General features: G+C 73.0%; 29 protein-coding genes. 11 read left to right on the forward strand and 18 right to left on the reverse strand.

Going from position 1 to position 26,314, the window contains the following annotated elements:
• Positions 1-1,449, reverse strand: coding sequence for a glycine hydroxymethyltransferase (locus tag ABD086_RS22225; RefSeq protein ID WP_343910296.1), 1,449 nt, complete (start codon positions 1,447-1,449; stop codon positions 1-3).
• Positions 1,450-1,794: 345 nt separating this feature from the next.
• Here ABD086_RS22225 and ABD086_RS22230 point away from each other — a divergent pair, with 345 nt between their 5' ends.
• From ABD086_RS22230 to ABD086_RS22265, 8 genes are all read left to right on the forward strand, one after another.
• A complete protein-coding gene (locus tag ABD086_RS22230; RefSeq protein WP_343910298.1) occupies positions 1,795-3,516 on the forward strand; it encodes a nitrite/sulfite reductase in 1,722 nt (573 codons plus the stop codon).
• Complete coding sequence (locus tag ABD086_RS22235; protein ID WP_343910300.1) at positions 3,513-3,668, forward strand: hypothetical protein; 156 nt, start codon at positions 3,513-3,515, stop codon at positions 3,666-3,668. The genes ABD086_RS22230 and ABD086_RS22235 overlap by 4 nt, the downstream gene beginning before the upstream one ends.
• Positions 3,665-4,411 (forward strand): phosphoadenylyl-sulfate reductase, encoded by a 747-nt coding sequence (locus ABD086_RS22240; RefSeq protein WP_343910302.1) that lies wholly within the window; start codon positions 3,665-3,667, stop codon positions 4,409-4,411. The genes ABD086_RS22235 and ABD086_RS22240 overlap by 4 nt, the downstream gene beginning before the upstream one ends.
• Positions 4,412-4,493: 82 nt before the next feature.
• Positions 4,494-5,237: a sirohydrochlorin chelatase gene (locus ABD086_RS22245; RefSeq protein ID WP_343910304.1), complete on the forward strand. Its 744-nt coding sequence runs from the start codon at positions 4,494-4,496 to the stop codon at positions 5,235-5,237.
• 113 nt (positions 5,238-5,350) lie between these two features.
• On the forward strand, positions 5,351-6,499 hold the full coding sequence (gene alr / locus ABD086_RS22250; RefSeq protein WP_343910306.1) for an alanine racemase: 1,149 nt from the start codon (positions 5,351-5,353) through the stop codon (positions 6,497-6,499).
• A complete protein-coding gene (locus ABD086_RS22255; protein WP_343910308.1) occupies positions 6,496-7,434 on the forward strand; it encodes a D-alanine--D-alanine ligase family protein in 939 nt (312 codons plus the stop codon). The genes alr and ABD086_RS22255 overlap by 4 nt, the downstream gene beginning before the upstream one ends.
• 29 nt (positions 7,435-7,463) lie before the next feature.
• Complete coding sequence (locus ABD086_RS22260; RefSeq protein WP_343910310.1) at positions 7,464-8,678, forward strand: sensor histidine kinase; 1,215 nt, start codon at positions 7,464-7,466, stop codon at positions 8,676-8,678.
• A complete protein-coding gene (locus ABD086_RS22265; protein ID WP_343910312.1) occupies positions 8,675-9,328 on the forward strand; it encodes a response regulator in 654 nt (217 codons plus the stop codon). The genes ABD086_RS22260 and ABD086_RS22265 overlap by 4 nt, the downstream gene beginning before the upstream one ends.
• Here ABD086_RS22265 and ABD086_RS22270 read toward each other — a convergent pair.
• Positions 9,325-9,705, reverse strand: coding sequence for a DUF3037 domain-containing protein (locus ABD086_RS22270; protein ID WP_343910314.1), 381 nt, complete (start codon positions 9,703-9,705; stop codon positions 9,325-9,327). The two genes, ABD086_RS22265 and ABD086_RS22270, sit on opposite strands and share 4 nt — an antisense overlap.
• Positions 9,702-10,487, reverse strand: a complete 786-nt coding sequence (locus ABD086_RS22275) for a HipA family kinase (protein WP_343910316.1) — start codon at positions 10,485-10,487, stop codon at positions 9,702-9,704. The genes ABD086_RS22270 and ABD086_RS22275 overlap by 4 nt, the downstream gene beginning before the upstream one ends.
• A 116-nt stretch (positions 10,488-10,603) precedes the next feature.
• On the opposite strand from ABD086_RS22275, the gene ABD086_RS22280 reads away from it, so the two are divergent.
• Positions 10,604-11,290 carry a hypothetical protein gene (locus tag ABD086_RS22280; protein ID WP_343910318.1) on the forward strand — a complete coding sequence of 229 codons (687 nt, stop codon included), beginning with the start codon at positions 10,604-10,606 and terminating at the stop codon, positions 11,288-11,290.
• Positions 11,291-11,343: 53 nt separating this feature from the next.
• Here ABD086_RS22280 and ABD086_RS22285 read toward each other — a convergent pair whose 3' ends face one another.
• The 14 genes from ABD086_RS22285 to ABD086_RS22350 all read right to left on the reverse strand — a co-directional run bounded on the left by ABD086_RS22285 (position 11,344) and on the right by ABD086_RS22350 (position 24,558).
• Positions 11,344-12,183 (reverse strand): polyphosphate kinase 2 family protein, encoded by an 840-nt coding sequence (locus ABD086_RS22285; protein ID WP_343910320.1) that lies wholly within the window; start codon positions 12,181-12,183, stop codon positions 11,344-11,346.
• A gap of 30 nt (positions 12,184-12,213) precedes the next feature.
• Positions 12,214-12,915, reverse strand: a complete 702-nt coding sequence (locus ABD086_RS22290; RefSeq protein ID WP_343910322.1) for a GNAT family N-acetyltransferase — start codon at positions 12,913-12,915, stop codon at positions 12,214-12,216.
• Positions 12,912-13,397: a phosphoribosyltransferase gene (locus tag ABD086_RS22295; RefSeq protein WP_343910324.1), complete on the reverse strand. Its 486-nt coding sequence runs from the start codon at positions 13,395-13,397 to the stop codon at positions 12,912-12,914. Before ABD086_RS22295 ends, ABD086_RS22290 begins: the two co-directional genes overlap by 4 nt.
• A gap of 223 nt (positions 13,398-13,620) precedes the next feature.
• Positions 13,621-14,229: a regulatory protein RecX gene (locus ABD086_RS22300; RefSeq protein WP_343910326.1), complete on the reverse strand. Its 609-nt coding sequence runs from the start codon at positions 14,227-14,229 to the stop codon at positions 13,621-13,623.
• Positions 14,230-14,272: 43 nt separating this feature from the next.
• A complete protein-coding gene (gene recA / locus ABD086_RS22305) occupies positions 14,273-15,328 on the reverse strand; it encodes a recombinase RecA (protein WP_343910328.1) in 1,056 nt (351 codons plus the stop codon).
• A 203-nt stretch (positions 15,329-15,531) separates the two neighbouring features.
• Positions 15,532-16,791 carry a hypothetical protein gene (locus tag ABD086_RS22310; RefSeq protein ID WP_343910330.1) on the reverse strand — a complete coding sequence of 420 codons (1,260 nt, stop codon included), beginning with the start codon at positions 16,789-16,791 and terminating at the stop codon, positions 15,532-15,534.
• A 199-nt stretch (positions 16,792-16,990) separates the two neighbouring features.
• Positions 16,991-17,782, reverse strand: a complete 792-nt coding sequence (locus ABD086_RS22315) for an S-methyl-5'-thioadenosine phosphorylase (RefSeq protein ID WP_343910332.1) — start codon at positions 17,780-17,782, stop codon at positions 16,991-16,993.
• A 16-nt stretch (positions 17,783-17,798) separates the two neighbouring features.
• Positions 17,799-19,367, reverse strand: a complete 1,569-nt coding sequence (locus ABD086_RS22320; RefSeq protein WP_343910334.1) for a sensor histidine kinase — start codon at positions 19,365-19,367, stop codon at positions 17,799-17,801.
• Between the two features lie 100 nt (positions 19,368-19,467).
• Complete coding sequence (locus ABD086_RS22325) at positions 19,468-19,662, reverse strand: DUF3046 domain-containing protein (RefSeq protein ID WP_343910335.1); 195 nt, start codon at positions 19,660-19,662, stop codon at positions 19,468-19,470.
• 7 nt (positions 19,663-19,669) lie between these two features.
• On the reverse strand, positions 19,670-20,818 hold the full coding sequence (locus ABD086_RS22330) for a class I SAM-dependent methyltransferase (RefSeq protein WP_343910336.1): 1,149 nt from the start codon (positions 20,816-20,818) through the stop codon (positions 19,670-19,672).
• A gap of 84 nt (positions 20,819-20,902) precedes the next feature.
• Positions 20,903-21,946, reverse strand: coding sequence for a hypothetical protein (locus tag ABD086_RS22335; RefSeq protein ID WP_343910338.1), 1,044 nt, complete (start codon positions 21,944-21,946; stop codon positions 20,903-20,905).
• A 52-nt stretch (positions 21,947-21,998) separates the two neighbouring features.
• A complete protein-coding gene (locus tag ABD086_RS22340) occupies positions 21,999-22,811 on the reverse strand; it encodes an ABC transporter permease (RefSeq protein WP_343910340.1) in 813 nt (270 codons plus the stop codon).
• Positions 22,811-23,614 (reverse strand): ABC transporter permease, encoded by an 804-nt coding sequence (locus tag ABD086_RS22345; protein WP_343910342.1) that lies wholly within the window; start codon positions 23,612-23,614, stop codon positions 22,811-22,813. The genes ABD086_RS22340 and ABD086_RS22345 overlap by 1 nt, the downstream gene beginning before the upstream one ends.
• Positions 23,614-24,558 (reverse strand): ABC transporter ATP-binding protein, encoded by a 945-nt coding sequence (locus ABD086_RS22350; RefSeq protein WP_343910344.1) that lies wholly within the window; start codon positions 24,556-24,558, stop codon positions 23,614-23,616. The genes ABD086_RS22345 and ABD086_RS22350 overlap by 1 nt, the downstream gene beginning before the upstream one ends.
• 54 nt (positions 24,559-24,612) lie before the next feature.
• On the opposite strand from ABD086_RS22350, the gene ABD086_RS22355 reads away from it, so the two are divergent.
• Positions 24,613-24,993: a RidA family protein gene (locus ABD086_RS22355; protein ID WP_343910346.1), complete on the forward strand. Its 381-nt coding sequence runs from the start codon at positions 24,613-24,615 to the stop codon at positions 24,991-24,993.
• 3 nt (positions 24,994-24,996) lie between these two features.
• The gene (locus ABD086_RS22360) at positions 24,997-25,827 is read left to right on the forward strand and encodes an EamA family transporter (RefSeq protein WP_343910348.1); all 831 of its coding nucleotides are present in this window, start codon (positions 24,997-24,999) and stop codon (positions 25,825-25,827) included.
• Between the two features lie 15 nt (positions 25,828-25,842).
• On the opposite strand, the gene ABD086_RS22365 is transcribed toward ABD086_RS22360, so the two are convergent.
• A complete protein-coding gene (locus ABD086_RS22365; RefSeq protein ID WP_343910350.1) occupies positions 25,843-26,232 on the reverse strand; it encodes a DUF3054 domain-containing protein in 390 nt (129 codons plus the stop codon).
• Positions 26,233-26,314 lie beyond the last annotated feature (82 nt).

Raw genomic sequence — 26,314 nt, forward strand, 5'->3', positions numbered from 1 at the left:
TCAGGACAGGTCGATGCCCGGGTAGAGCGGGTGCTTGTCGAGCATCTCGGCCGAGGCGTCCCTGACCTTGTCGGCCACGCCCTCGCCCAGCGTGTACGACGCCTTGGACGGCTTGCCGTCCTTCGTGGTGCCGGGCTGGGTGTTCTGCAGGACGTGCACGATCAGCTCCGCCACCCGGTCGAACTCGTCGTGGCCGAAGCCGCGGGTGGTCAGCGCCGGGGTGCCGAGCCGGATGCCCGACGTGTACCAGGCGCCGTTCGGGTCGCGCGGCACCGAGTTGCGGTTGGTGACCACGCCCGCCTCGAGCAGCGCCGACTCGGCCTGCCGGCCGGTCAGGCCGAACGACGAGACGTCGAGCAGCACCAGGTGGTTGTCGGTGCCGCCGGTGACCAGGGTCGCCCCGCGCGAGAGGAAGCCGTCGGCGAGGGACTGGGCGTTGTCGGCGATGCGCTGGGCGTACGCGCGGAACCCGGGCTGCCGGGCCTCGGCGAGCGCGACCGCCTTCGCGGCCATCACGTGCGAGAGCGGGCCGCCGAGCACCATCGGGCACCCACGGTCGACCTCGGGGGCGTACTCCTCCTGCGCGAGCACCAGGCCGCCGCGCGGGCCACGCAGCGACTTGTGGGTCGTCGTGGTGGTGACGTGGGCGAAGGGCACCGGGTCCTCGTCGCCGGTGAACACCTTGCCGGCCACCAGGCCGGCGAAGTGCGCCATGTCGACCATCAGCGTCGCGCCGACCTCGTCGGCGATCTCGCGCATCTTCGCGAAGTTCACCCGCCGGGGGTACGCCGAGTAGCCGGCCACGAGCACCAGCGGCTTGAACTCGCGGGCCTTCGCGGCGACCGCGTCGTAGTCGAGCAGCCCGGTCTCCGGGTCGGTGCCGTACTGCTGCTGGTGGAACATCTTGCCGCTGATGTTCGGCCGGAAGCCGTGGGTCAGGTGGCCGCCCGCGTCGAGGGACATGCCGAGCAGCCGCTGGTTGCCGAGCTCGCCGCGCAGCGTCTCCCAGTCCTGCTCGGAGAGCTCGTTGACGTTCTTCGCGCCCAGCTTCGCCAGCCCCGGCGTCTCGACGCGGTGCGCGAGGATCGCCCAGTAGGCCACGAGGTTGGCGTCGATCCCGGAGTGCGGCTGGGCGTAGGCGTACGGCGCGCCGAAGAGCTCACGGGCGTGCTCGGCCGCGAGCGCCTCCACGGTGTCGACGTTCTGGCAGCCGGCGTAGAAGCGGTGCCCGACCGTGCCCTCGGCGTATTTGTCGCTGAACCAGGTGCCCATCGTCAGCAGCACGGCCGGCGAGGCGTAGTTCTCGCTCGCGATCAGCTTGAGCGAACCGCGCTGGTCGACCAGCTCCTGGCGGGTCGCCTCGGCGACCCGCGGTTCGACCGAGGCGATCACCTCGAGGGCCTGGCGGTACGCGCTGCTGGTGAGGGAGTCGAGGGAGGCGTCGCTCATGAGGGCAGCGTAGTAGCACCCCCGGTGTGACCTGGACCGCAGCCCGCGGCCCCTCAGGCGGCGGCGGGAACCCGGCGTCTCACTATTCAGACCTCTGTCTCACGGTGTGGGATTTCACCTTGTGGCAAGCCCGTCCGGTCCCTGAGACTCCTTGACATGATCTCCGCTGCGACCCACACGTACCTCGTGGCCCGACGCCACGTGGACTTCGGTCGTACGCGCAGCATGATGTGTTGGCTTTCCTGACTGACCGAGCCTGACCAGCCGCCCGTCCCGGCCGCCATGCTCCCGGCACCGTCGCCGGTCGAGCATCGCGTCGCCCGCCTCGTCAAGGAACCGACACCGATGTCCGACCTCCGCTACACCGCCAAGCGTCCCGAGCGCACCGAGATTCCCCGCCCCAAGCGCGGCGAGGGTCAGTGGGCGTTGGGCTACACCGAGCCGCTGAACAAGAACGAGCAGTCCAAGAAGGACGACAACCCGCTCAACGTGCGGGACCGCATCCTCCACGTCTACTCCCAGCGCGGCTTCGACTCGATCGACCCCGCGGACCTGCGCGGCCGGTTCCGCTGGATGGGCCTCTACACCCAGCGCAAGCCCGGCATCGACGGCGGCAAGACGGCCATCCTCGACGAGGAGGAGCTGGACGACCGCTACTTCATGCTGCGGGTCCGCTCCGACGGCAAGCTGCTCTCCCCCGCCGCCGTCCGCGCGCTCGGCACCATCGGCGTCGACTTCGCGCGGGACACCGCGGACGTGACCGACCGGGAGAACATCCAGTACCACTGGATCCGGATCGAGGACGTGCCGGCGATCTGGGACCGCCTGGACGCGGCCGGCCTGCACAGCATGGAGGCGTGCGGCGACTCCCCGCGGCCGTTCCTCGGCTCGCCCGTCGCCGGCGTTGCCGTCGACGAGATCATCGACGGCTCCTCGGCCCTGGCCGAGATCGAGCGCCGCTACATCGGCAACCCGGACTTCTCGAACTTCCCGCGCAAGTTCAAGACCGCGCTGACCGGCCACCCGTCCCACGACGTCGCGCCGGAGATCAACGACGTGGCCTTCGTCGGCACGGTCCACCCCGAGCACGGTCCCGGCTTCGACCTCTGGGTCGGCGGCGGCCTCTCCACCAACCCGATGCTCGCGCAGAAGCTCGGCGTCTGGATTCCCCTCGACGAGGTCCCGGACGCCTGGGAGGCGGTCGCCTCCATCTTCCGCGACTACGGCTACCGGCGGCTGCGCTCCCGGGCGCGCCTGAAGTTCCTGGTCGCCGACTGGGGCGTGGAGAAGTTCCGCGAGGTGATGGAGAACGAGTACCTCGGCCGCGCGCTGGTCTCGAACCCCTCCCCCGAGTCGCCGGTCGGCCACCGTGACCACATCGGCGTGCACGACCAGAAGGACGGCCGCAAGTACGTCGGCATCGCCCCGACCGCCGGCCGCGTGTCCGGCACGCTGCTGGTGCAGCTCGCCGACCTGATGGACGAGTACGGCGTGCAGGGCGCCCGGCTGACGCCGTACCAGAAGATCGTGCTGATCGGCGTCCAGCCCGACGTCGTCGAGCCGCTGCTCGACCGGCTGGACGAGATCGGCCTGTCGGGGCGGCCCTCGAACTGGCGCCGCAACACGATGGCCTGCACCGGCATCGAGTTCTGCAAGCTCGCGATCGTCGACACCAAGAACCGGGCCCGCGACCTGGTCGCCGAGCTGGAGAAGCGCTTCCCCGACCTGGACTCCCCGATCACCGTGAACGTGAACGGCTGCCCGAACGCCTGCGCCCGCACCCAGGTCGCCGACATCGGCCTCAAGGGCCAGCTGGTCATGCACGAGGGCCAGCAGGTCGAGGGCTTCCAGGTGCACCTGGGCGGGGCGACCGGGCTGCAGGCCAACTTCGGCCGCAAGCTGCGCGCCCACAAGGTCACCAGCGCCGGGCTGGACGACTACGTCACCGCGCTGGTGACCAACTACCTGGCCGACCGCGAGGACGGCGAGAGCTTCACGACCTGGGTGCTGCGCGCCGACGAGGAGCTCGTGCGCGGCGACAAGCTCCTGGAGGCGGTGTCCTCATGAGCGAGCGCGCCGTGCCCTTCCACTGCCCCTACTGCGGCGACGAGGACCTGCGCCCGCACGAGGGCGCCCACGGCTCCTGGGAGTGCCGGTCCTGCCAGCGCGCGTTCAGCCTGAAGCTGATCGGCCTGCTCCGGCCCGGAGGCGCGTCATGACCGCCGCGACCACGCTCAACGCCCGCAACAACCGGGCCACCGAGACCGCCGGCCGCTCCCCCGAGGAGCTGCGCGAGCTGGTGTCCCACTGGGGCGCGGAGCTCGAGCTCGCACCGGCCGAGGACATCATCGAGTGGGCGGTCGCGACGTTCGGCGAGCGGTTCTGCGTGACGTCGTCGATGGGCGACGCCGTGCTGGCCGACGTCGCGTCGAAGGTGGCACCCGGGATCGACGTGGTCTTCCTCGACACCGGCTACCACTTCGCCGAGACCATCGGCACCCGCGACGCCGTCGAGGCGACGATGCCGGTGAACCTGCTGACGATCACCCCGGTGCAGTCGGTGGCCGAGCAGGACGAGACGTACGGCAAGGACCTCTACAAGACCGACCCGGACCTGTGCTGCAAGCTGCGCAAGGTTGAGCCGCTCGCCGACGCACTCGACGAGTACGACGCCTGGGCGACCGGGCTGCGGCGCGCCGAGACGCACAACCGCGTGATCGCGCCGGTGATCGGCTGGGACGCCCGGAAGGGCAAGGTCAAGGTCTCCCCGCTCGCCCGCTGGTCCGACGAGCAGGTCGAGCGGTACGTCGCGGAGAACGGCATCCTGGTCAACCCGCTCGTGTACGACGGCTACCCCTCCATCGGCTGCTGGCCCTGCACGCGCCGCGTGGCTCCCGGCGAGGACCCGCGCAGCGGCCGCTGGGCCGGCACCACCAAGACCGAGTGCGGGATCCACTCATGACCCCGCACTCCCCGCAGACCGGCAGCGTGGCCGGCCGTGCCCGACCCCACGAAGGAACACGCACCGCGAAGGAGGCAGTGTGATGACTGCTCCTGCTCTGGTGGCCCTGGCTCACGGCAGTCGTGACCCCCGGTCCGCCGCGACCATCAAGGCACTCGTCGGCGAGGTCAAGGCGATGCGCCCCGACCTCAAGATCGAGGCCGCCTTCCTCGAGCTGTCGAAGCCGTCGTTCCAGACGGTCGTCGACCGGCTCGTCAAGCAGGGTCACGACGAGATCGTCGTCGTCCCGCTGCTGCTCACCGAGGCCTACCACGCCAAGGTGGACGTCCCGTCCGCCGTCGCCGAGGCGCAGGCGCGGCACGCGGGCCTGCGCGTCCGGGCCACGCGCATCCTCGGCCTCGAGCCGCAGTTCCTCGAGGTGCTGGACGTCCGGATGCGCGAGGCGCTCCGGGCCGCGCGGGTGCGCGAGCTGGACGCGCTGGTGCTGGCCGCGGCCGGCTCCAGCGACCCGCTCGCCAACCAGGCGGTCGCCCGGCTCGCGCGGGTCTGGGGCGCGCGGCACAAGCTGCCGGTGACCGCGGCGTTCGCGTCCTCGTCGCCGCCGGCGACCGGCGAGGCGGTCCGCGCGTTCCGTGCGGAGGGCCGCCGCCACATCGCGGTCGCGTCGCTGTTCCTGGCGCCGGGCTTCCTGCCGGACCGGGCCGCGGAGCTCGCGCTCGAGGCCGGGGCGATCACCGTCTCGGAGCCGCTCGGCGCCCACCCCGAGCTGGCCCGCTCGATCCTCGCCCGGTACGCCGTCGGCGCGGTCGAGCTGGTCCCCGTCTGACGCCGAGTCGGCGCAGTCTCGGCCCGAGGCTGCGCCGACCCGGCACTTGGGGACAGCCGGCCGGCACCTGAGGTGGAGGTCGCGGAGGCGCCGCCGTCCCTAGCGTAGACGGCATGACGATCCTCCTGCCCCAGACCCGGGGCTCGGCCGGCCGCGCGCCGCGGCTCGACATCGACCTGGGCGCGGTCGCGCACAACACCCGGCTGCTCGCGTCCCGCGCGAGCGGCGAGCTGATGGCGGTCGTCAAGGCCGACGGCTTCGGCCACGGGGCGCTGGACGTCGCCCGTACGGCCCTCGCGCACGGCGCGACCCGGCTCGGCGTGACCAGCCTCGAGGAGGCGTGGGCGCTGGTCGACGCCGACCTCGGCGTCCCGGTGCTGAGCTGGCTGAACCCGGTCGACGCGGACTTCGCGACCGCGACCGCCCGCGGGGTCGAGGTGGCGGTGCCCTCGCTGCCGCACCTGGCCGCGGTCGCCGCGGCGCCGGGGCGCACCCGGATCCACCTGCACGTGGACGCCGGCATGGCCCGCGACGGGGCCGAGCCGGCGAGCTGGGCGCTGCTGTGCCGGACGGCGCGCCGCGCCGAGCAGCGCGGCGAGGTCGAGGTCGTCGGCGTGATGGGCCACCTCGGCTGCGCCGCCGATCCGGCCGACGACTGCAACGCGCTGGCGCGCACCCGCTTCGTCTGGGCGCTCGAGCACGCCCGCGCCGCAGGACTGCGTCCGCGGGACCGGCACCTCGCGGCGACGGCGGCCACCCTCACCGACCCGCGCAGCCACCACACGATGAGCCGGGTCGGGGCCGGGCTGGTCGGGATCGACCCGTCCGGGACCACGTCCCTGCGCCCGGCGATGACGCTCACCGCGCCCGTGGTCTCGGTGCGCCGGGTCCGTGCCGGCACCCCGGTCGGGTACGGCCACGCGCACCGGACGAGCCGTGCGACCCACCTCGCGCTCGTGCCGCTGGGCTACGCCGACGGCCTGCCCCGGGCGGCCGCGGGCTGCGCCGAGGTGCTCGTGCACGGCGTCCGTCGTCCGGTCGTCGGCCTGCTCTCGATGGACCAGCTCGTCGTGGACCTCGCCGACCGCGGCGTCGACCTCGGCGAGACCGTGACGGTGTTCGGGCCCGGCGACCAGGGCGAGCCGACGGTCGCGGAGTGGGCGGCCTGGGCCGGCACCATCGAGCACGACGTCGTCACCGGCATCGGCGCGCGGATCGCCCGGCGGGTCCGCGGCGTGCCGCACCTGCGGAGCCTGTCGTGAGGACCCGCGTCGCGGTGATCGGCGGCGGGCAGAACGGCGAGCACGACGTCTCGCTCGCCTCGGCGGCCTCGGTCGCGGCCGCGCTGGACCCGGCGACGTACGACGCCGTGCCCCTGACCGTCGGCCGGGACGGGACCTGGCGCGACCGCGGGTTGCGCCCGATCGGGCTCAGCGGCGCGGCCCAGGTGCTCCGCAGCTGCGACGTGGTCTTCCCGGTCGTGCACGGACCACGCGGCGAGGACGGCGCCCTCGCGGCGCTGTGCGAGCTGGCCGGGTTGCCGTACGTGGGCTCGGGCGTCCGGCCCGGGGCGATCGCCATGGACAAGTGGGCCACCAAGCTGGTGGCGAACGCGCTCGGCATCGCCACGGCCCCCGGCGTCCTCGTCACGGCGGCGACCGCCGGGACCCTGCGCTGGACGCACCCCGTCGTGGTCAAGCCCGTGGCGGCGGGCTCCAGCCTGGGCGTCGCGCTCGTCGACCGCCCGGACCGCCTGGGCCCGGCGCTGGACGCCGCGCTCGCGCTGGACGACCGCGTGCTGGTCGAGGACGTCGTCGCCGGCCGGGAGATCGACGTCGCCGTGCTGCGGCGCGCCGACGGCACCCTGCTGGCCGCGCCGGCCCTCGAGATCGTGGCCGACGGGCTGTTCGACCACGAGAGCAAGTACGGCGGGCACGCCGACTTCCGGGTCCCGGCCGACGTCGACGAGGTGGCGGCCAAGGCGCTCGAGGACGCGGCGCGGGCCGTCTACGACGCGCTCGGCTGCTGCGGCGTCGCCCGGATCGACTTCTTCCTGACCGAGGACGGCCCGGTGCTCAACGAGGTGAACACCGTGCCCGGCATGACCGAGCACTCCCAGGTGCCGCGGATGTTCGCGGCCGCGGGGTGGTCCTACCCGGACCTGCTCGACGAGCTGGTCCGCGGCGCCCACCGGTGAGTGTGGTTCGCTTGCCCGGTGATCAGGGCATGACGTGGCGGGCGTGGGCGCCGGACGCGGCCGTCGGCCTCGCGGTGCTCCTCCTGGGCCTGGTCGAGGTCCTCGACATCGACCCGTACCGGTACCCGGACGACCCGCGCCCGGCGCTCGTGGCCTTCGTCCTCGGGATCGCCGCGGCGGCTGCGCTGTCGCGCCGGCTGCCTGCCGTCGCGCTGGCGCTGGTCTGGGCGCTCTGCGTCCTGCAGGTGCTCACCGGCACCCAGCTGCTGATGATCGAGCTGGCGTTCGGCGTCGTCGCCTTCGGCACCGCCCGCTGGGGCGGCACGGCGACCGTGCTCGCGAGCGCGCTGTCGATCCCCGTCTCCGCGGCGATCGCCGTGGTCTGGATCCAGCCGAGCGTGTTCTACGACGCGCTCTCCACCGCCGGGTTCGCGTCCCTCGTGCGGCCGTCGAGCTGGAGCGACCAGTGGCAGCTGACGGCAGCCCTGCTCGGGATGTCCGTGCTCGGCGTGCCGTGGCTCGCGGGGCTGGCGCTGCGCTTCTCATCCCGCGCCCGGCAGTCGCGCTCCTTCCAGCAGGCCGCCGAGGCCGAGCGCGACCAGGCCGAGGAGATCGCCCGGCTGCGCGAGGAGCAGGCGCAGCTCGCCCGCGACGTGCACGACGTCGTCGGCCACTCGCTGGCGGTGATCCTGGCGCAGGCGGAGTCGGCGCAGTACCTGGACGAGGTGGACACGAAGGGCCTGAAGCGCACGATGGAGAACATCGCGACGTCCGCACGCACCTCGCTCGACGACGTGCGTCAGGTGCTGGCCTCGACGTCCGGGGCCGCCGCGGCACCCGTCCGCCACGCCGACCTGGACAGCCTGGTCGAGGGCGTGCGCGCGAGCGGCCACGAGGTCCGCTCGACCGAGGTCGGCGCGCCGCAGCCGATGCCGCCGGAGCTGGAGGTCGTCGCGTTCCGCGTGCTCCAGGAAATGCTCACCAACGCGATCAAGCACGGCCGGCGGGACCAGCCGGTGCACGTCGAGCGGCACTGGGAGGGCGACCTGCGCATCGAGGTCGAGAACGCCGTCGACCGGGCGTCGGAGGAGACCCAACCGATCCGGAGCGTGCCCGGCGGCCAGGGGCTGGAGGGCATGCGCGGCCGGCTCGAGGCCGTCGGCGGGCGGCTCGACGTCCGCCGGCGCTCCGACCCGCCGCGGTTCACCGCGACGGCCTGGATCCCGCTGCGGAGGACGCCGTGATCTCGGTGCTCCTGGTCGACGACCAGGACCTGTTCCGCGAGGGGGTCCGGGTCATCGTCGACGCCCAGGACGGCATGGAGGTGGTCGGTGCCGCGGCGGACGGCCTCGAGGCGGTCCGGCTCGTCGACGAGCTCGCGCCGGACGTCGTGCTCATGGACATCCGGATGCCGGAGATGGACGGCGTCGAGGCGACCCGCCAGATCTTCCTCCCCGACCGCGCTGCGCGGCGTGCGAAGCCGGTGCGGGTGATCGTGCTGACGACGTTCAACCTCGACGACCGCGCGGCCACCGCGATCCGGTACGGCGCCAGCGGGTTCCTGCTCAAGGGCACGACCCCGGTCATGCTGCGCGACGCGATCCGCACGGTGCACGCGGGCAACGCGGTGCTGGCGCCGAGCGACCTCTCGACGCTGCTCGAGGGGCAGTTCCGCAGCCGCACGCCGGCGCCCACGGCGTACCAGTCCCTCACCGACAAGGAGCGGGAGGTCTTCGACGCCGTCGCCCGCGGGCTCTCGAACGCCGAGATCGGTGCCCGGGTCTTCGCCAGCGAGTCGACGGTGAAGACGCACGTCGGCGCGATCCTGCGCAAGCTCGGGCTGCGCGACCGCGTGCAGATCGTGGTCTTCGCCCACGAGCACGGTCTGGTCTAACCGACCAGCTTCTCCATCAGGTGCTCGAGCTGGCGGGCGGGGTCGTGGGTGACGCCACCGTGCACGGGCCCCGGCTGGAGCACGGTGCTGCGCGGCGCCTTGAGGAAGCCGAACCGCTGGCCGAGCGGCTTCTCCGCCGCCGCTCCCCCGCGCCGGTCGCCGGCGCAGACGCCCTCCACGAACCCGAGCGCCTCGCACACCTGGTCGAGGTCGAGCGTCGGGTCGAACGCGCGGAGCCGCTCCCGGTCGACCTGCCACGCGACGTCGAGGAAGTCGGTGGCCTGGCAGTAGAGGACCACGCCGACGTTGACGAACTCCTCGCGGTCGACGCGGGGCACGCAGCGGAGCACGACGTACTGGTAGGCGAGCCGGCTCATCGCACGGCCCCCTCGGGCAGCCACTGCCGCGTCGCGAGCCGCGCGGTCAGGAAGCGCACGTACGCGGACCGGAGCTGGTCGACGTCGGTGACGCCGGGAGTCGCGGCGACGTCGAGCCACGCGTCCGGCACCTGCGCGAGGACCTCGGCGAAGACCTCCTCGGAGAGCAGCCCGCCGACCTCCTCGTCCACGGCCGCCAGCTGCCCCACCGAGGACGCGAAGACGTGGTCCTCGGGACTCCACGGCTGGTTCGCGAAGCGCGCCGCGGCGCCCTCTTTCAGCAGGGCCCCGCCGGACCAGGCGTGGTGGAAGTACAGGCAGGCGCCGTGGTCGATCACCCACAGCTCGCCGTGCCAGAACAGCAGGTTCGGGTTGCGCCAGGACCGGTCGACGTTCGCGGTGAACGCGTCCAGCCAGAGCACCTTGGCGGCGACCCCCGCGCCGGTCGGAAGCTCGCCGTCGAAGCCGAAGGCGCCGGGCAGGAAGTCGACGCCGAGGTTGAGGCCCGGGCTGGCGTTGAGCAGGTCCTGGACCTCCTCGTCGGCCTCGTACCGGGCGATCTCCGGGTCCAGGTCGAGGGCCACCAGCATCGGCGTCCGGAGCCCGATCCGGCGGGCCAGCTCGCCCACGATCACCTCCGCGACGAGCACCCGCACGCCCTGCCCGGCGCCGCGGAACTTGCAGACGTAGGTGCCCAGGTCGTCGCCCTCGACGATGCCGGGCAGGCTGCCGCCCTCGCGCAGCGGGGTGACGTAGCGGGTCACGGCCACGGTGGGGATCACCCGGCAAACCCTAGGGCACGGCGCGGACGCCCTCGGTTTACCGACCGACCGTGTCGGGTAGTCGCCGGGTGGCCACTCGGGGGCCATCCACTCGGAACCAGAAGACAGGACCGTCCATGCGCCTTCGTCGCATCCTCGCCGCTGCCGTCGTCACCTCGCTCGCCGCACCGGCCGCCCTCCTCACGACCACCGCCCCCGCCTCGGCCGCCACCGCGACCCGGATCGTCGGCGGGACCGACGGCAAGGGCTGGATCTACCCCAGCTCCTACCGCACGCAGCCCGGCGCCCCCGTGTACGGCGACACCCTCTCCCTGTCCATCAACGTCGAGACCGAGTCCGGGGCCGCGGTCTACGACGGCACCCTCACCGTCCAGCGCATGCTGCCCGGGAAGGACTGGAAGACCATCGCGACGTCGTCCTCGGCGTACCTATACGAGAGCACCAAGGCGGTCGGCAACGCGAGCTACCGGGTGCTCTACAGCGGTAGCGGCGACTACGCCCCGTCCTCCGCGGGCGTCACCGGCAAGGTGCAGCGCAAGCTCGACCTGCAGTCCGTCAGCGGCAAGCGGGCCGGCCTCAAGGGCAAGGTCGTCCCCACCTTCCACGGCAAGGTCGTGGTGCTGAAGAAGCACGGCAAGAAGTGGAAGAAGTTCAAGACCGTCCGCACCAACAAGAAGAGCCGGTTCGCCGTGTACCTGCCGACCCCGCGCAAGGGCAAGTTCTTCTGGCAGCTCCAGATCCCGTCCAGCAAGGCGTTCGCGACCACGAAGAGCCGGGTCTACTACACCAAGCGCGGCTACTGACACCCGCCGCCCGGAGACGGGTCAGGCGCTCGAGGAGACCGGTCAGCAGGCTCCTAGGACTCCGCGAGCAGCCTGGCCCGCTCCGCGTCGACGTCGAAGTCGGCGGGCGGCCACTGCGGGTCCATCTCACGCAGGGTCTCGAGCAGCAGCTGGCCGACCGCCAGGTTGCGGAACCACTTCCGGTCACTCGGCACCACGTACCAGGGCGCGTCGTGCGTGTCGGTGCGCTCGAGCATCCGCGCGTACGCCGCCTGGTAGGCGTCCCACTTCGCCCGGGCGCTGAGGTCGCCCGGGTTGTACTTCCAGTGCTTGTCCGGGCGGTCGAGCCGGCGCAGCAGGCGCTCCTTCTGCGTCGACTTCGAGATGTGCAGCATGCACTTGACCACGACCGTGCCGTCGTCGACCAGCTCGCGCTCGAACGCGTTGATCTCGTCGTACCGGCGCTCGATCTCGTCCGGCTCGGCCAGCCGGTCCACGCGGGCGACCAGCACGTCCTCGTAGTGGGACCGGTCGAAGACGCCGAGGTATCCGGGCTCCGGCACCGCGCGGCGGATCCGCCACAGGAAGTGGTGGGCGCGCTCCTCGTCGGTCGGCGCCTTGAACGACGTGATGCGCACGCCCTGAGGGTCGACCAGACCCACCGTGTGCTTGAGCGTCCCGCCCTTCCCCGACGTGTCCATGCCCTGCAGCACCAGCAGCACCCGGCGCCGCGACCCCGTGGCCCGTCCCTCCGCGAAGAGCCGCTCCTGGAGGTCGGCCAGCTCGTCGCCCATCGCGAACAGCGCCGCCTTGCCGTCGCGCTTGCCGCCCTTGAAGCCGGGCGTGGCGTCGGTCGGGATCGCGGCGAGGTCGACGGGCCCGGACGGGACGCGGAAGACGCGCGGGTCGCTCATCTCCGGATCATCGCAGGCTTCGAGCGGGGATCAACCCAGCACCCGGCGCACGTCGAGGGCGCAGCCCACCACCGTGTCGACCGTGCCGTCCTCCTGCGGCTCGTCGAACCACAGGCCCTCGGTGAAGCCCGCCTTGGCCAGCATCCGCAGCGAGGCGGCGTTGCGGTGGTCGGGCGCCGCGAAGAACGCCGTCGCGTGCGGGAACCGGTTCCGGGCCCGGCACATCCACGCCCACAGGACCCGGGCGCCGAGCCCGCGGCCGCTCCACTCCTCGCTCAGCGCGTAGTCGACCCCGATCGCGTCCGGGTCGGGCCCGAGCACGGCGTACTCGGGGTAGTCGCCGATCCGGTAGTCCTGCAGGAACCCCACCGAGCGGCCGTTCACCTCGGCGATCCACATCCGGGTCGGGGTCATGCCGTCGATGCTCGCGCCGTACTGCTCGGCGACCCGCTCCTCGGTCGGGTCGCCGTCGGAGGCCCACCAGCGGTGCAGGTGCTCGGACTGGCGCCAGCGCGTCACCACCGGCAGGTCGCCGCGGGTCATCGCGCGGAGCGTGAACCGGTTGTCGTGGTCGACGAGGAACTGCTTGACCTCGCCCGAGAGGTCGACCGGCACCGGCTCGGCGTGCAGGCTGGCGACGGTGCGCCGCGCCGCCGCGGCCCACGACTCGCCCTCGTGGACGACCCCGGCGAGGTCGCGCCCCCGGTCGTGGACGACCAGCCGCACGCTCACCCGCCGCTCCGGTCCACCAGCGGCGGGTCCGCCGACCACGGGAAGTCGATCCAGCGGTCGGTACGGCGCCACACGTAGTCGGGCAGCACCACGGTGGCGGGCTTCTCGTAGATGACCGCGCTGCGCGCCTCCGCGACGTGGTCGGCGCAGAACGCCCGGACGATCTCCAGCGTCTTGCCGGTGTCCGCGACGTCGTCGGCGATCAGGATCCGCAGCCCCGCCAGGTCCACGACGTCCGGGGTCGGCGGCAGCATCATCGGCACGTCGAGGCGCTCGTCGACGCCGGTGTAGAACTCGACGTTGACCGCCGAGAGGTTCTTGACGTCCAGCGCGTACCCGAGCCCCATGCCGAGCCCCAGCCCGCCGCGGGCGATGGAGAGGATCAGGTCCGGCTCGTAGCCGCTGTCGACCACCTGCTGGGCGATCTCCCGCACCGCGGTGCCGAACATCTCGTAGGTCAGGACCTCGTGCTCAGTCGTCACCTGGGCATTCTGTCGTGTCGGCGCCGCTGCTCGTCCAGACCCGGGCCCGGACCGGGGCGCACCGCGCCGGCTGCGCGACCGGTCCGGTCAGCGCGAATTGCGTCGCGTGAGCAGCCACGCCACGACGGCGAGCAGCGCGAGGAAGACCACGAGCTCCGGGAGACCGATGCCGAACACCGTCACACCCTAGGCCAGGCCGTCGCCCGCACCTGGCCGGACCCTCCTAGAGCCCCGGGCCCTCCGGCTCGTCGCGGCCGGCGGCCGCCAGCTCGTCCCGCACGACCGCGAACGAGATCCCGGAGCCGTAGCCCTTGCGGGCCAGCATGCCGACCAGCCGCCGGGTGGCGGTGGCGTCGTCGACCCGGCTGAGCGAGCGCAGCTTCTTGCGCACCAGCGCCCGGGCGGCGGCCTCCTCGGCGGCGGGGTCGATCTCGTCGAGCGCCTCCCGGGCCACCTCGTCGTCGACGCCCTTGCGGCGCAGCTCCTGGGCCAGCGCGCGCTTCGCCAGGCCCTTGCCCGGCTGGCGGGACGCGATCCAGGAGCGGGCGAACGCCTCGTCGTCGACCAGCCCGACCTCCTCGAACCGGTCGAGGAGGCGGGCGGCGACGTCGTCCGGGACGTTCTTGGCCGCGAGCTTGTCGCCGAGCTCCTTGCGGCTGCGCGCCTGACCGGTCAGCTGGTCGAGCAGGATCTTGCGGGCCACCGACTCCGGGTCGGCCTCGGGCACCCGGACGGCGGCGTCCTCGGGCGGGGGTGCCGGCGGGGCCGACGCGCGGCGGGTCCACGCGTCGACCCCGGCCGAGACGTCCCCGAGCCAGTCCGGCGGTGGCACAGGGCTCGCCGGTTGTCGAGCCTGTCGAGACACGAGAGTCACCTCAGAAGCTGTCGACGCCGATCGGCTCGGCAGGCAGCGCGGCGACGTCGTTGTCGACGGTCGGGCCGACGCCGAGCTTCTCGAGGATCTTCTTCTCGAGCTCGTTGGCGAGGTCGGGGTTGTCGCGGAGGAACGTGCGGGCGTTCTCCTTGCCCTGGCCGAGCTGGTCGCCCTCGTAGGTGTACCAGGCACCGGCCTTGCGGACCAGGCCCGCCTCGACGCCGACGTCGATCAGGCCGCCCTCACGGCTGATGCCCTTGCCGTACATGATGTCGAACTCCGCCTGCTTGAACGGCGGGGCGACCTTGTTCTTCACGACCTTCACGCGGGTCCGGTTGCCGACCATGTCCTGGCCGTCCTTGAGCGTCTCGATGCGGCGCACGTCGAGACGGACCGACGAGTAGAACTTCAGCGCCCGGCCACCGGTCGTGGTCTCGGGCGAGCCGAACATCACGCCGATCTTCTCGCGCAGCTGGTTGATGAAGATCGCGGTGGTGCCGGAGTTGTTGAGGGCACCGGTCATCTTCCGCAGCGCCTGGCTCATCAGGCGGGCCTGGAGGCCGACGTGGCTGTCGCCCATCTCGCCCTCGATCTCGGCGCGCGGCACGAGCGCGGCCACCGAGTCGATGACGATCAGCGAGAGCGCGCCGGAGCGGACCAGCATGTCCGCGATCTCCAGCGCCTGCTCGCCGGAGTCGGGCTGGGAGACCAGCAGCGCGTCGGTGTCGACGCCGAGGGCCTTCGCGTACTCCGGGTCGAGCGCGTGCTCGGCGTCGATGAACGCGACGATGCCGCCGGCCGCCTGGGCGTTGGCCACCGCGTGCAGGGCGACCGTCGTCTTGCCGGAGGACTCCGGCCCGTAGATCTCCACGACGCGGCCGCGGGGCAGGCCACCGAGGCCGAGCGCGACGTCGAGGGCGATCGATCCGGTCGGGATGATCTCGAGGGGGGCGCGGGTCTCGTCGCCGAGCCGCATCACGGACCCCTTGCCGAACTGTCGCTCGATGTTCGCGAGCGCGGCGTCCAACGCCTTGTCGCGGTCTCCTCCACCAGCCATGGTCTGCTTCCTTGTCTCTCGTCGTGGTCCAGGCACGTCGACGACGCTAGAGCGAGCCACCGACAGCGCCTGGTCAGCGCCCTCGACTGCTGTGGACAACCTCGCCCCGCGTCATGCCTGTGGACCGAAACTAGCCGAGATCGAACAGATGTTCGGGAGGCCGGGCGGCGTGTCGTCAGGCCGGCGGCAGCCGGCTTCCGGGGTCAGGGGCTGTGCACCGGCGTCGGGTGGGCCGCGAGCTGCGCCGCCGTGGGCTGCGGGTTGCCGTACAGGAACGAGCTGTGCGAGATCGACCACCGCTGAGCCGTCCAGGCGCCCTCGGCGACCGGCGCCCACGGCGGGCCGCCCGCGGCGGAGAAGTAGTCGTCCTGGTTGCAGTCCAGCCGCGAGGCGGCCAGCCCGCTCCCGGCCCGCACTCCCCCGCAGCCCACGTCGTACCGCTCCCCCGGGTAGCCGTCGCCGTAGCACAGGATGTCGTTGCAGTCCGAGGGGTGGCCGGGGTTCGAGGGGTTGGCGTGGGGGGCGCCGGGCGCCAGCGCGCCCAGCGCGTGCGCCATCTCGTGGGCGATGGTCGGGCCGTACCAGTCGGCCATCGCCGGGTCGGGCCGCTTCGGGAGCCCGCCGACGGCGACGAAGAGGAAGGAGTTGTAGTTGGCGGCGTTGTCCAGGCTCGGGTCGCTGTCGCCGAGCGAGGCGGCGTAGTCCTCCGCGTGCGGCTGCCAGCCGCTCTCGGGGTTGTCGCCGGTCGCGTAGCGCGGCGTGCGCTGGAGCAGCACGACGTACTTGCGGTTGGGCTCGGAGAAGCCCTGCGCCACCAGCCAGTCGCGCAGTCCGCCGTCGCTGGTCGCCCACGGGCCCCGGTCGTAGACGTCCGCCGGCGCGGGGACCTCCCGGACGCTGATCCGGCAGTCGTCCGTGGTCACCCACCGCGGCGAGAGCGAGTCGCGGTACAGGTCGGCGTCGGAGCCGAAGAACCGGCCGGCCGACGCCGGGAACACCGACCCCGCGGCCCGCAGCGCCATCCGGGCGTTGGCCAGCTTGGGCGCCAGGGTCGACCGCTCGCCGGACGGCCGCACCCACAGCACCTGCCACGCCGAGGCGGACGTGCCGCCCGCCGCCGCCGGCTGGTAGCAGGCGACCGGGAGGTCCGGGTAGACCCAGCGCTCGGTCCATCCCGGGGCACCGTTCGACCGCTCGTACCAGAGCGGGGGCGCGACGCTGCCGCGCCGGGCACTGGCCGGCAGGCGGAACCTCGCGTACGGGTCGGCGGCGGCCTGCCCCCGCGGCCCCGCGGGCTCGGGGTACCGGGCCGACGCCGGCGGCGGCTGCAGCAGCGCGAGCAGCGGGCCCAGCAGCAGCGAGCAGGTCACGGCCACGGCCACGAGGCGGGCACGTTCCTTCGTGCGGCGGGCGGCGCCGTCCGTGGCACCGGATCCCAGCCGCGCCATCCTTGGCGACTTCACGGCGATCCTTCCCGAAGCGCCCCGTCCGTGGGGCGCACGCCAGTGCTATCGGCACGCGGCGCGGGAAGGTGAGGATTCGGAGCGGCGGGAGCGCTCGCAATTGAACGCTCAGCCTCCGTTACTCAGCGGTAGCGGCAGGCTGGCCGTTCAATTGCGCACGGGAGGGCGGCGGGAGGGCGGCGGGCGTGCGCGCGCCCGATCAGCCGGGGATGTCGTAGGTGACGTCGATGCCGTCGGCCCAGGTCGAGCAGGTGCAGCCGTCGGGGTCGGGCAGCCCGGCCACCGCGGTGGTGAGCAGGTCCTTGAGCCGGTCGAGGTTCGCGCGGAAGAGGGAGAACACCTCCTCTTGGCCCACGCCGGAGCCCTGCTCGACGCCGGCGTCCATGTCGGTCACCAACGCCAGCGCGGCGTAGCACATGCGCAGCTCCCGGGCGAGCGCCGCCTCGGGCGCCCCGGTCATGTTGATCAGCGTGCCGCCGGCGGCGGTGTGCTGCTGCGACTCCGCCCGGGTCGAGAACCGCGGCCCCTCGATCACGACCATCGCTCCCCCGGCCTTCACGTCCGGCGCGGCGGCGACCAGGGCTCGGGAGACCCGGGGGCAGTACGGGTCGGCGAACGGCAGGTGCACCGCGCCGCTCTCGACGTACGTCGACGCCCGGCGCCAGGTGCGGTCGACCAGCTGGTCCGGGACGACGACGTCGCCCGGCGCCACCTCCCGGCTCAGGCCGCCGACCGCGCACGGCGCGATCACCTGGCGGACGCCGAGCGAGCGCAGCGCCCAGAGGTTGGCGCGGTACGGGATCGCGTGCGGCGGGTGCTCGTGGTGGGGCCCGTGCCGGGGCAGGAACGCGACCCGCCGGCCGGCGACGGTGCCGACGGAGACCGGGGCCGAGGGAGCGCCGTACGGCGTCTCGACGGGGTGCTCCTCCGCGTCGTCGAGGAAGGTGTAGAACCCGGTCCCGCCGATGACCGCGACCTCCGCAGTGCTCATGGGCACAGCCTGCCAGTCAGCTCCTCCGGGCGGCGGGGACCCGGACCGTCACGGTGGTGCCGGCACCCGGAGCGCTGTCGACGTCGACGGTCCCGTGGTGCGCCTCGACGATCTTCTTGACCGTCAGCAGGCCGAGCCCGACGCCCTGGACGGCCTCGACGCGGGCGGCGTCCCCGCGGTGGAACCGGTCGAACGCGCGCTCGCGGTCGGTGGTGCTCATGCCGACACCGGTGTCGGCCACCTGGAGGAGCACGTGCCGGCCGCCGTTGCTCAGCCGGACCCGCACGTCCCCGCCGGACGGCGTGAACTTCGCCGCGTTGGACATCAGCGCGTCGGCGACGCGCGAGATCTGGTGCGGGTCCACGTCCGCGACCACGTGCTGCCCGACGTCGGCCTGTAGCCGGAGTCCGAGGTCCGCGCACTGCCCCCGCCAGCGGTCCAGCACCGCCGTGAGCAGCGCGCTCAGGTCGACCCGCTCGGGCTCCGGCTCCACGTGCTCCCGGGTCCCGTCCAGCAGCTGACCGACCAGCGCGGCGAGCCGGTCGGAGTTCGCGCGGATCGCGGTGAGCGACCGGCGCAGCAGTCGGTCGTCCTCGGACACCAGCGACTCCGCGACGTCGACGTACCCGAGGATCGAGGTCAGCGGGGTGCGCAGCTCGTGGGACACGGTGCCGAGGAACCGCTCCTGGCTGCGCCGGGCCGAGAGGAGCCCCGTGACGTCGTGGCAGACCACGACGGTCCCGAGCACGCGGCCGTGGTCGTCACGCATCCGGCGCGCGTTCCACGCCACGGCACTCGGGTCGCGCGGGGGCCCGAGCCACTCCAGCGCGTCGGGCAGGTGCTCGGACCGGCAGGCCCGCGCCAGCGCCTGCTCCTCGGCGGGCACCGCGGTCGCGGCGCCGTCGCGCCACACCCGGTCGCCCGCACGCTCCGGGTGCGCCAGGTCGTAGCCGCCCAGCTCGGCGACCGCACGAGCCGGGCCGTTGGCGAGCAGCAGCCGGTGGCGCTCGTCGTACACGACGACCCCGGAGCCGACCGCGTTGAGGATCGTCCGGCCCAGCACGTCGCGCCGCCGCAGCTCCACCACCACCGTGTGGGCGAGCAGCGCGAGGCCGGCCGTCTGGCCCTGCCAGAGCAGCAGCCGGCTCAGGCCGGTCTCCGCGCTCACGGCGTCGTCCGGTCCCAGGGCGGGCACGAGGAAGACCAGCAGGCCGCCGGCGGCCGCGACGACCACGCCGGTGCGGCCGAAGTCGGCGCCCAACCACATGGCGGGGAGCGCCGCCAGCACGGCGACCGCCGCCATCGTCGGCATGAGGTCCGCGCGCATCAGCGCGACGCCGACCAGGTCGAGGGCCGGGACCGCGAGCCACCACGGGTGCGGCGGCCGGGAGCGGCGCAGGGCCACGGCGGCGCCGGTGGCGGCGACGACCACCACGCAACCCGCCCAGAACGGCGTGCTGCTCCGCGCCTCCGGCATCCCGAGCAGCACGACCGGGGCGACGATGAGCGTGGCGGCGAGGAACACGTGCTGGACCGCTGCCCGCGCTCGGGCGAGTGCGGGGTCGTACGCCGGAGCGGTGCCCACGGTCGGGTCCTCCTTCCGAGTAGGGGGCCTCCCGGCGCGGACTCTACCCACGAAGGCGCAGGTCAGACGTGAGGGTCGCCCGCGCGCCGGCCCGCGTCGCTCAGCGCTTGGTGGCCGGAAGCTCGAGGACCCGCCACACCGACTCCCAGACCTCCTTCGGGGGCACGCCGGCGGCCAGCGCCTCCGACGCGGTGCGACCCCCGAGGTCGCCGATCACGTACATGTCGGCCCACGAGCGCGCGTACGACGGCCCGAGCGCGTCGTCCATCCGGGACCAGAACTCGGTGTGCCTCATGGGTGCCTCACGGGTGCCTCGTGCCCTTCCTCGCGGTGACGTCCAGCCAGGTCTGCTCACCCCCGGTGCCCAGATACTGCTCGACGGACTCCACCTCCCAGCCGGCCTCCTGGACGATGGTGGCCAGCGGCCCAGCGCGCCAGAACGTGAACCGCCGCGGGCCGGCGACGTGGCCGTGGGTCGACCACCGCTCGCCGTCACCCTCCTTGAGGCTGGCGCGCAGCACGCCGCCGGGCCTGGTCGCGTCGGCCAGCCGGCGCAGCACGACCGGCAGGTCGCGGCGGTCGACGTGCAGCAGGCTGGCGTTGGCCCAGACCCCGTCGTACGGCGTGCCCGGGCGGTGCGGGTCCGTCAGGTCGTCGGTCAGCGGGTCGAGCACGTCGGCGTCGTCGCCGTCGGCGCGCATCAGCTCGACGAACCCCGGCGAGACGTCGGTGCGCCGCACGCTCAGCCCGGCGACCTCGAGGGCCCGGGCGTCGCGGCCGCCGCCGCTGCCGACCTCCAGGATCCGAGCGCCGGGACCGACCGCCGCGGCGAACTCCACGATCCGCTCGTCGACGGTCTCCCGGGCGGTGCCGTCGCGGAACGCAGCCGCCGAAGCGTCGTACGACTCGACGGTCGCGCGGGCCGCCGCGGCGCGGACGTCCCAGGCGTGGTGGACCAGGTCGTGCAGGTGGTAGAGGCCCAGGCTCTCGACGGAGAACTCGCTGCCGTTGCTGCGGAACCCGCGCCGGCTCCACGCGCCGGGCGGCACCGACTCGTAGCGCTCGGCGACCGCCGCCGCGGCGTCCAGCAGCTCGGCCGCCACGGTGGCCGGGTCCTGCTCGGCATACCGCTCCTCGAGCGCGGTCTCGTCCTGGTCCCAGTTCGGGAAGGTCGGCTCGTCCTCCTCGACCATCAGCCGGACCCGCTCGTCGAAGATCCGGTTCACGTCCCGGACGTGGCAGGCGTACTCCAGCGGCGACCAGGTGGCAGGGTCCGGGCGGGCCGCCGCGTCGGCGAGGGTGAGCACCGCCTCCCACATGGTCGCGTCGTCGCGGATGATGCCGGGGATCCGGTCGACCGTGACGACCGTGGCGTCGTACCCGCACTCGGGGCACGGCCGGTGGAGCACCCACGTCCAATCCTTGGTGTCCGGCACGACCGACTCGCTCATGGCACCCATCCTCCCAGCCGGGCCCGACGGCCCGCGCGCGAGATCCCGTCAGCGTCCGGGAAGATGCGGCCGATGAGCCGCGGCTCAGCAGTGGATGGTGCGGGTGCTCTCGCCGTTGTTGGCCGGGTTGGTGTCCCACCAGCGGCTGAACGTCCAGAAGTAGATGGCGATGCTCGACCCCGGGCAGGGGCCCGTGTAGCCGACCAGGACCGTCACGGTCATCGTGGCGCCCGGCGCGAGCGCCGGCAGCATGCAGGTGCCCTGCCAGCCCTCGCCCGTGCTCTGGGTCGGGCAGTCGGCATAGGTCCAGGACATGCCCAGGTAGGTGACGTTGGCGCCGCCGAGCTCCTGTCCGGTCCGGACGCTGAACGACCCGTCGTTCGGCACGACGTAGCTCGGGCCGTAGTTCGTGATCGTGGCCGTGAACTGGATGGCCCCGGCGGCGCCGGACGTCGGCGGGACCGACGAGGCGACGTCGGCGGCGGGCCGGCCGACCAGCTCGATCGCGACGCCGAAGTCCGGCTGGCCGCCGGCGCAGAAGCCGCTGGCCTTCTTGGTCCGCGCCTTCTGGGCGACGATCGTGAGCCGGTTCGAGCCGTAGGCGACCTTGCCCACCGCGTCGGACACGTCGACCGACTTCCACGCGTTGACGCCGTCCTTCTTCCCGGTCAGCCGCGCGATCCGGGCGCCGTTGAGCTGCACCTCGACCGACGAGATCGGGTTCTTGCCCTGGTGCTGGGTGCCGTTGAGCAGGGTGCGCTGCACGTTGAGCAACAGCTCGCCGGGCGTGCCCGGCAGGTAGACGTCGCGGGTCAGCTTCACCGTCTGCGGCTTGGTCGGCGAGCAGGTCGGGGACCAGATCGCCTCGACCTGCTTCCCGGCGTAGGTCTCGGGCGTGGCGTACGCCGGCGCGAACCCGGTCGGCACGTTGATGATCCTCCGGGCGCCCCACAGCTCGGCGTTGGTCGGGACCGCGAAGTAGTAGCCGGTGCTGTCGTACCCGTAGTACGGCAGGTTGGCCCAGTCCGGCTCCGCCCGCTGCGGCTCGGCCACCGCGGCGGGCGGTGCCAGGACGGCCAGCAGGCAGCAGAGGGACACCCCGAGTACGGCGAGCCTGCGCCACGGCATGCGACGAGGATGACCGCGTCGTGCCGGGCCCGTCCTCGGAACGCCCGAACCTTTACGTGAGCAGCAGCTTGTCCAGCCGGCGGCGCACGACCAGCAGCCCCACCACACCCATCGCTACGAGGTAGGCCACGCTCACCGCCGACGCCCAGGTCACCGCGCCCGTGGTGAGCTCGCGGCAGAGCACCACCCCGCGGTAGAGCGGGGTGATCTCGACGACCCAGCGGACCGCGGCCGGATACGCCTCGACCGGGAAGAACGTCGCCGAGAACAGGAACATCGGGATCACGGCGAGGTTGACCCACTCGAAGTCCTGCCACGAGCGCATCCACGTGGTCAGCGCCATGCAGATGCCGCCGAAGGCCAGGCCGATCAGCAGCGCGGCGGGGACGACGAGCACCGCCCACCACGAGGACACCAGGTCCATCGCGACCATCACGAGCAGGAACGCCGCGGAGTAGATGCCGCCGCGCAGCAGCGACCAGCTGAGCTCGCCCCGGGCGATGTCCATCGTGGTCAGTGGCGTGGCGAGCATCTGGTCGAAGAGCTTGTTGTACTTGAGCTTGAAGAAGAAGTTGAACGTCGCGTCCAGCAGCGAGCCGTTCATCGCCGAGGCCGCCAGCATGCCGGGCGCGACGAACTCGGCGTACGGGATCGTCTGGCCGTTGAACTCGAACCCGGTCACCAGCTGGCCGACGCCGACACCGATCGAGAACAGGTAGAAGACGGGCTCCAGGAAGCCGCTGACGAAGATGTACCAGGCCCGGCGGTAGGCCAGGTAGTTGCGGTAGACGAGCAGCCGGGTGGCCTCGCCGGCGGCGAGCGGCCGCGCCTGGGCGCGGGCGAGGGACGTCGTGGCGAAGGACATCAGCTGGTCATCCTCCTCGTCAGGCGCCGCACGGCCCAGAACCAGCCGAGCGCGGCGAGCACGGCCAGGTACGCCACGTGGACGAGCGCCGTACCGGCGTCCACGGTGTCGAGCGTCAGCATCCGGGTCAGGTCGACGCCGTGCCACAGCGGCGTGGCCTTCGCGAGGACCTCCATCCAGCGGTCCAGGTTGGAGACCGGGAAGAACGCGCCGGAGAACAGGAACAGCGGGATCATCCCGAGCCGGAACACGAGCGCGAACGCGCTCTCGTCCTTCAGCCCCGCGGTGAACGCGTAGATCGGCGTGGCGAAGGCCAGTCCCACGAGCAGCTGCACCGGCAGCGCGAGCAGCGCGCCCCAGACCGTCGCGAAGACGCCGAACGGCGCCATCACCGCGATGAACACCGCGCAGGTCAGGGCGACGCGGAACATCACGAAGCCCAGGTGGCCGAGGATCACCTCGCGCACCGACAGCGGCGACGCCGTCATGCCGAAGTAGGTGCGCTGCCACTTGATCGCGCCCATGACCGGGTAGGTCACCTCGCCGAACACGGTCTGCATCGCCTGCGCGGCGAGCAGCCCGGGCGCGATGAAGGCGAGGTACGACGAGGCGCCCTCGAGCTGGGCCGGGTCGCCGGAGATGTAGTCGCCGAGCAGGACGCCCATCGCGAGCACGTAGAGGAGCGGATTGACGAACGACGAGATCGCCGAGCCCTTCCAGGTGCGGCGGTAGACGATCGTCCAGTAGTCGAGGAGGCGGGCGGCGCCCGAGACGGGGTTGGCCGGAGCGGTCGATTCCGTCATCAGTCCACCAGCGTCCGGCCGGTGAGGCGGAGGAAGACGTCCTCGAGCGTGGACCGGCGGACCAGCGTCGCCACCGGCTGGAGCCCGCGCTCGTGGACCTTGGCGATCGTCTGCTCGCCGTCGGCGGTGTAGAGCAGCAGCCGGTCGGGCAGCACCTCGACCCGGTCGGCGAGGTCCTCGACCTTGCTGGCCAGCGCCTCGTGGCTCTGCTCCTCGGGGGCCACCCCGAACCGCAGCTCCGCCACCTCGCGCGTGGAGTGCTCGGCGATCAGCGCGAGCGGCGAGCCCTCGGCCACGATCACGCCCTTGTCCATGACGACCAGCCGGTCGGAGAGCTGCTCGGCCTCGTCCATGTAGTGGGTGGTCAGCACGATCGTCACGCCCCGCTGCTTGAGCCGGAACAGCCGGTCCCAGACCACGTGCCGCGCCTGCGGGTCGAGGCCGGTGGTGGGCTCGTCGAGCAGCAGCACCTCGGGCCGGTTGATCAGGCTGCGCGCGATCGTGAGCCGGCGCTTCATGCCGCCCGAGAGGTCCTCGACCATGGCGTTGGCCTTCTCGGTGAGCTGCACGAACTCGAGCAGCTCGTCGACCCGCTCGCGCACCTCCTTGCGCGGCAGGCCGAAGTAGCGGCCGTAGACGAAGAGGTTGTCGCGGACGGTCAGCTCGGTGTCGAGCGTGTCCTCCTGCGGGCACACACCGATCCGCGCGCGGATCTCCGGTCCGTCGGTCGCCGGGTCGAGGCCGAGGATGCGCAGCGTCCCGCCGCTGACCGGCGACACCGCGGCGACCATCCGCATCGTGCTCGACTTCCCGGCGCCGTTCGGGCCCAGGAATCCGAACGCCTCCCCGCGGCGTACGTCGACGTCGATGCCGCGCACGGCCTCGAAGCTCCCGAACGACTTGCGCAGTCCCGAGGCGAAGATCATGGAGTCGGCATCCGTCACGTGACGGAACCCTAGATCGCCCCACCGACAGATCTCATCTGGTTTGCTCCTCCCATGTCTCGCACCTCCGCCCGATCGGGCTCTCCCTTCGAGGCCGCCATCGGCTTCAGCCGCGCGGTCCGCATCGGCAGCACCGTCGCCGTCAGCGGTACGGCGCCGGTCTGGCCGGACGGCAGCGTCGACCCCGACCCCGCCGTCCAGGCCCGCCGCTGCTGGGAGATCGCCGTCACCGCGCTCGAGGAGCTCGGCGGCAGCGTCGAGGACGTGATCCGCACCCGGCAGTTCGTGGTGGACGCGGCCGACGGCCACGCGATCGGCCAGGTGCACGGCGAGTTCTTCCGCGGCGTGCAGCCGGCGAGCACGATGGTGGTGGTCGCCGGGCTCCTGGACCCGCGCTGGAAGGTCGAGGTCGAGCTGGACGCCGTCCTCGACTGACCGGTGGACGCCGCCGCCCTCTCCCTCACGCTGCTGGCCGCGGTCGTCCACGCCGGCTGGAACCAGCTGCTCGCCGGCTCCGCCGACCCACCGGCGCGGATCGGGGTCGCGATGCTGGTGGGGGCGGTCGCCACCGCGCCGGTCGCGCTCGTCGGCTTCCGCTGGGACGCCTCGGCCTGGCCGTACGTGGGGCTCTCCGTGGCGTTCGAGCTCGCTTACGTCGTGCTGCTAGCGGCGGCGTACCGCGTCGCCCCGATGTCGACCGTCTACCCGGTCGCGCGCGGCAGCGCGCCGGTGCTCGTGCTGGTCGTGGGCGCGCTGCTCGGCGTGGCGGTCGGCTGGGTGCCGGCGATCGGGGTCGTGCTCGTGGTCGCCGGCATCCTCCTCGTGCGCGGCCCGGAGCACGCGTCGTCGTCGGGCGTGCTGATGGCGCTGGCGATCGGCGCCTGCATCGCCGGCTACACGCTCGTCGACGCCCACGGCATCGACCACGCGTCGGTGGCGGCGTACCTGCTGGTCGTCATGGGCCTGACCGCGGTCGCCCAGGTGTCCCTCGCCGCCCGGGGCCGGGGCGTCGCCTCGCTCGTGGGCGCCGCCCTCGGCCGGGACGAGTGGTGGCGCACGGTCCTCGCCGGGCTGGGGTTCTTCCTCTCGTACGGGCTGGTGCTCGTCGCGCTGCGTACGGCGCCCGCCGGGCTCGTCGCCGCGGTCCGCGAGACGAGCGTGGTCATCGCCGTGCTGATGCTCGGCCTGACCGGCCAGGAGCCGGTGCGCCGCCGTACCGTGCTCGGCGCCGCCGTCGTGGCCGCCGGGGTCGCGCTGGTGGTCGTGTGAGGAGCCGCGCGCACCTCACCGCCGGGCGCTGACGAGCCGGGCGACGACCCGCCAGCCCAGCATGGTCAGCACCAGGAAGAGGGCCGCGACGACGAGGAAGCCGGGGGCCAGGCCGCGGCCCGAGGCGGCGCGCAGCACCATGCCGAGCGCGTAGGTCACCGCGACCACCACCGCGCCCTCGGGCCAGACCGGGCGGGCCGGCCGCCGCGCCACCGCGAGGCCCACGTGGGCGAGGAGGGCGGCGGCCGCGAACGGCCAGGCGATGGTCAGCACGATCCACTCGGAGGCACTCGCCTCGTGCGAGCTCTTGCCGCCGAGGGCGAGCGCGACCACGCAGACCAGGTCGGCGAGGAGCGGCCAGAGCCGGCGCGTGGTCGATGCCGATCCGTCGGCCCGGGACGTCATACGGACAGTGTGTCCCCTTGCACTGTCGAGTCCGGGGACATCGGTAACACATATGTCTCAGGACATCGGTGACACTAGTGGT

It is taken from the genome of Nocardioides aquiterrae, from assembly GCF_039526625.1.
GTDB classification, from domain to species: Bacteria; Actinomycetota; Actinomycetes; order Propionibacteriales; family Nocardioidaceae; genus Nocardioides; species Nocardioides aquiterrae.

Excerpts from the sequence above, each read along its gene's own strand:
- ABD086_RS22225 (WP_343910296.1), bottom strand. The coding sequence starts at position 1,449 with ATGAGCGACGCCTCCCTCGACTCCCTCACCAGCAGCGCGTACCGCCAG.
- ABD086_RS22230 (WP_343910298.1), top strand. The coding sequence starts at position 1,795 with ATGTCCGACCTCCGCTACACCGCCAAGCGTCCCGAGCGCACCGAGATT.
- ABD086_RS22235 (WP_343910300.1), top strand. The coding sequence starts at position 3,513 with ATGAGCGAGCGCGCCGTGCCCTTCCACTGCCCCTACTGCGGCGACGAG.
- ABD086_RS22240 (WP_343910302.1), top strand. The coding sequence starts at position 3,665 with ATGACCGCCGCGACCACGCTCAACGCCCGCAACAACCGGGCCACCGAG.
- ABD086_RS22245 (WP_343910304.1), top strand. The coding sequence starts at position 4,494 with ATGACTGCTCCTGCTCTGGTGGCCCTGGCTCACGGCAGTCGTGACCCC.
- alr (WP_343910306.1), top strand. The coding sequence starts at position 5,351 with ATGACGATCCTCCTGCCCCAGACCCGGGGCTCGGCCGGCCGCGCGCCG.
- ABD086_RS22260 (WP_343910310.1), top strand. The coding sequence starts at position 7,464 with ATGACGTGGCGGGCGTGGGCGCCGGACGCGGCCGTCGGCCTCGCGGTG.
- ABD086_RS22270 (WP_343910314.1), bottom strand. The coding sequence starts at position 9,705 with ATGAGCCGGCTCGCCTACCAGTACGTCGTGCTCCGCTGCGTGCCCCGC.
- ABD086_RS22280 (WP_343910318.1), top strand. The coding sequence starts at position 10,604 with ATGCGCCTTCGTCGCATCCTCGCCGCTGCCGTCGTCACCTCGCTCGCC.
- ABD086_RS22285 (WP_343910320.1), bottom strand. The coding sequence starts at position 12,183 with ATGAGCGACCCGCGCGTCTTCCGCGTCCCGTCCGGGCCCGTCGACCTC.
- recA (WP_343910328.1), bottom strand. The coding sequence starts at position 15,328 with ATGGCTGGTGGAGGAGACCGCGACAAGGCGTTGGACGCCGCGCTCGCG.
- ABD086_RS22315 (WP_343910332.1), bottom strand. The coding sequence starts at position 17,782 with ATGAGCACTGCGGAGGTCGCGGTCATCGGCGGGACCGGGTTCTACACC.
- ABD086_RS22325 (WP_343910335.1), bottom strand. The coding sequence starts at position 19,662 with ATGAGGCACACCGAGTTCTGGTCCCGGATGGACGACGCGCTCGGGCCG.
- ABD086_RS22330 (WP_343910336.1), bottom strand. The coding sequence starts at position 20,818 with ATGAGCGAGTCGGTCGTGCCGGACACCAAGGATTGGACGTGGGTGCTC.
- ABD086_RS22335 (WP_343910338.1), bottom strand. The coding sequence starts at position 21,946 with ATGCCGTGGCGCAGGCTCGCCGTACTCGGGGTGTCCCTCTGCTGCCTG.
- ABD086_RS22340 (WP_343910340.1), bottom strand. The coding sequence starts at position 22,811 with ATGTCCTTCGCCACGACGTCCCTCGCCCGCGCCCAGGCGCGGCCGCTC.
- ABD086_RS22345 (WP_343910342.1), bottom strand. The coding sequence starts at position 23,614 with ATGACGGAATCGACCGCTCCGGCCAACCCCGTCTCGGGCGCCGCCCGC.
- ABD086_RS22355 (WP_343910346.1), top strand. The coding sequence starts at position 24,613 with ATGTCTCGCACCTCCGCCCGATCGGGCTCTCCCTTCGAGGCCGCCATC.
- ABD086_RS22365 (WP_343910350.1), bottom strand. The coding sequence starts at position 26,232 with ATGACGTCCCGGGCCGACGGATCGGCATCGACCACGCGCCGGCTCTGG.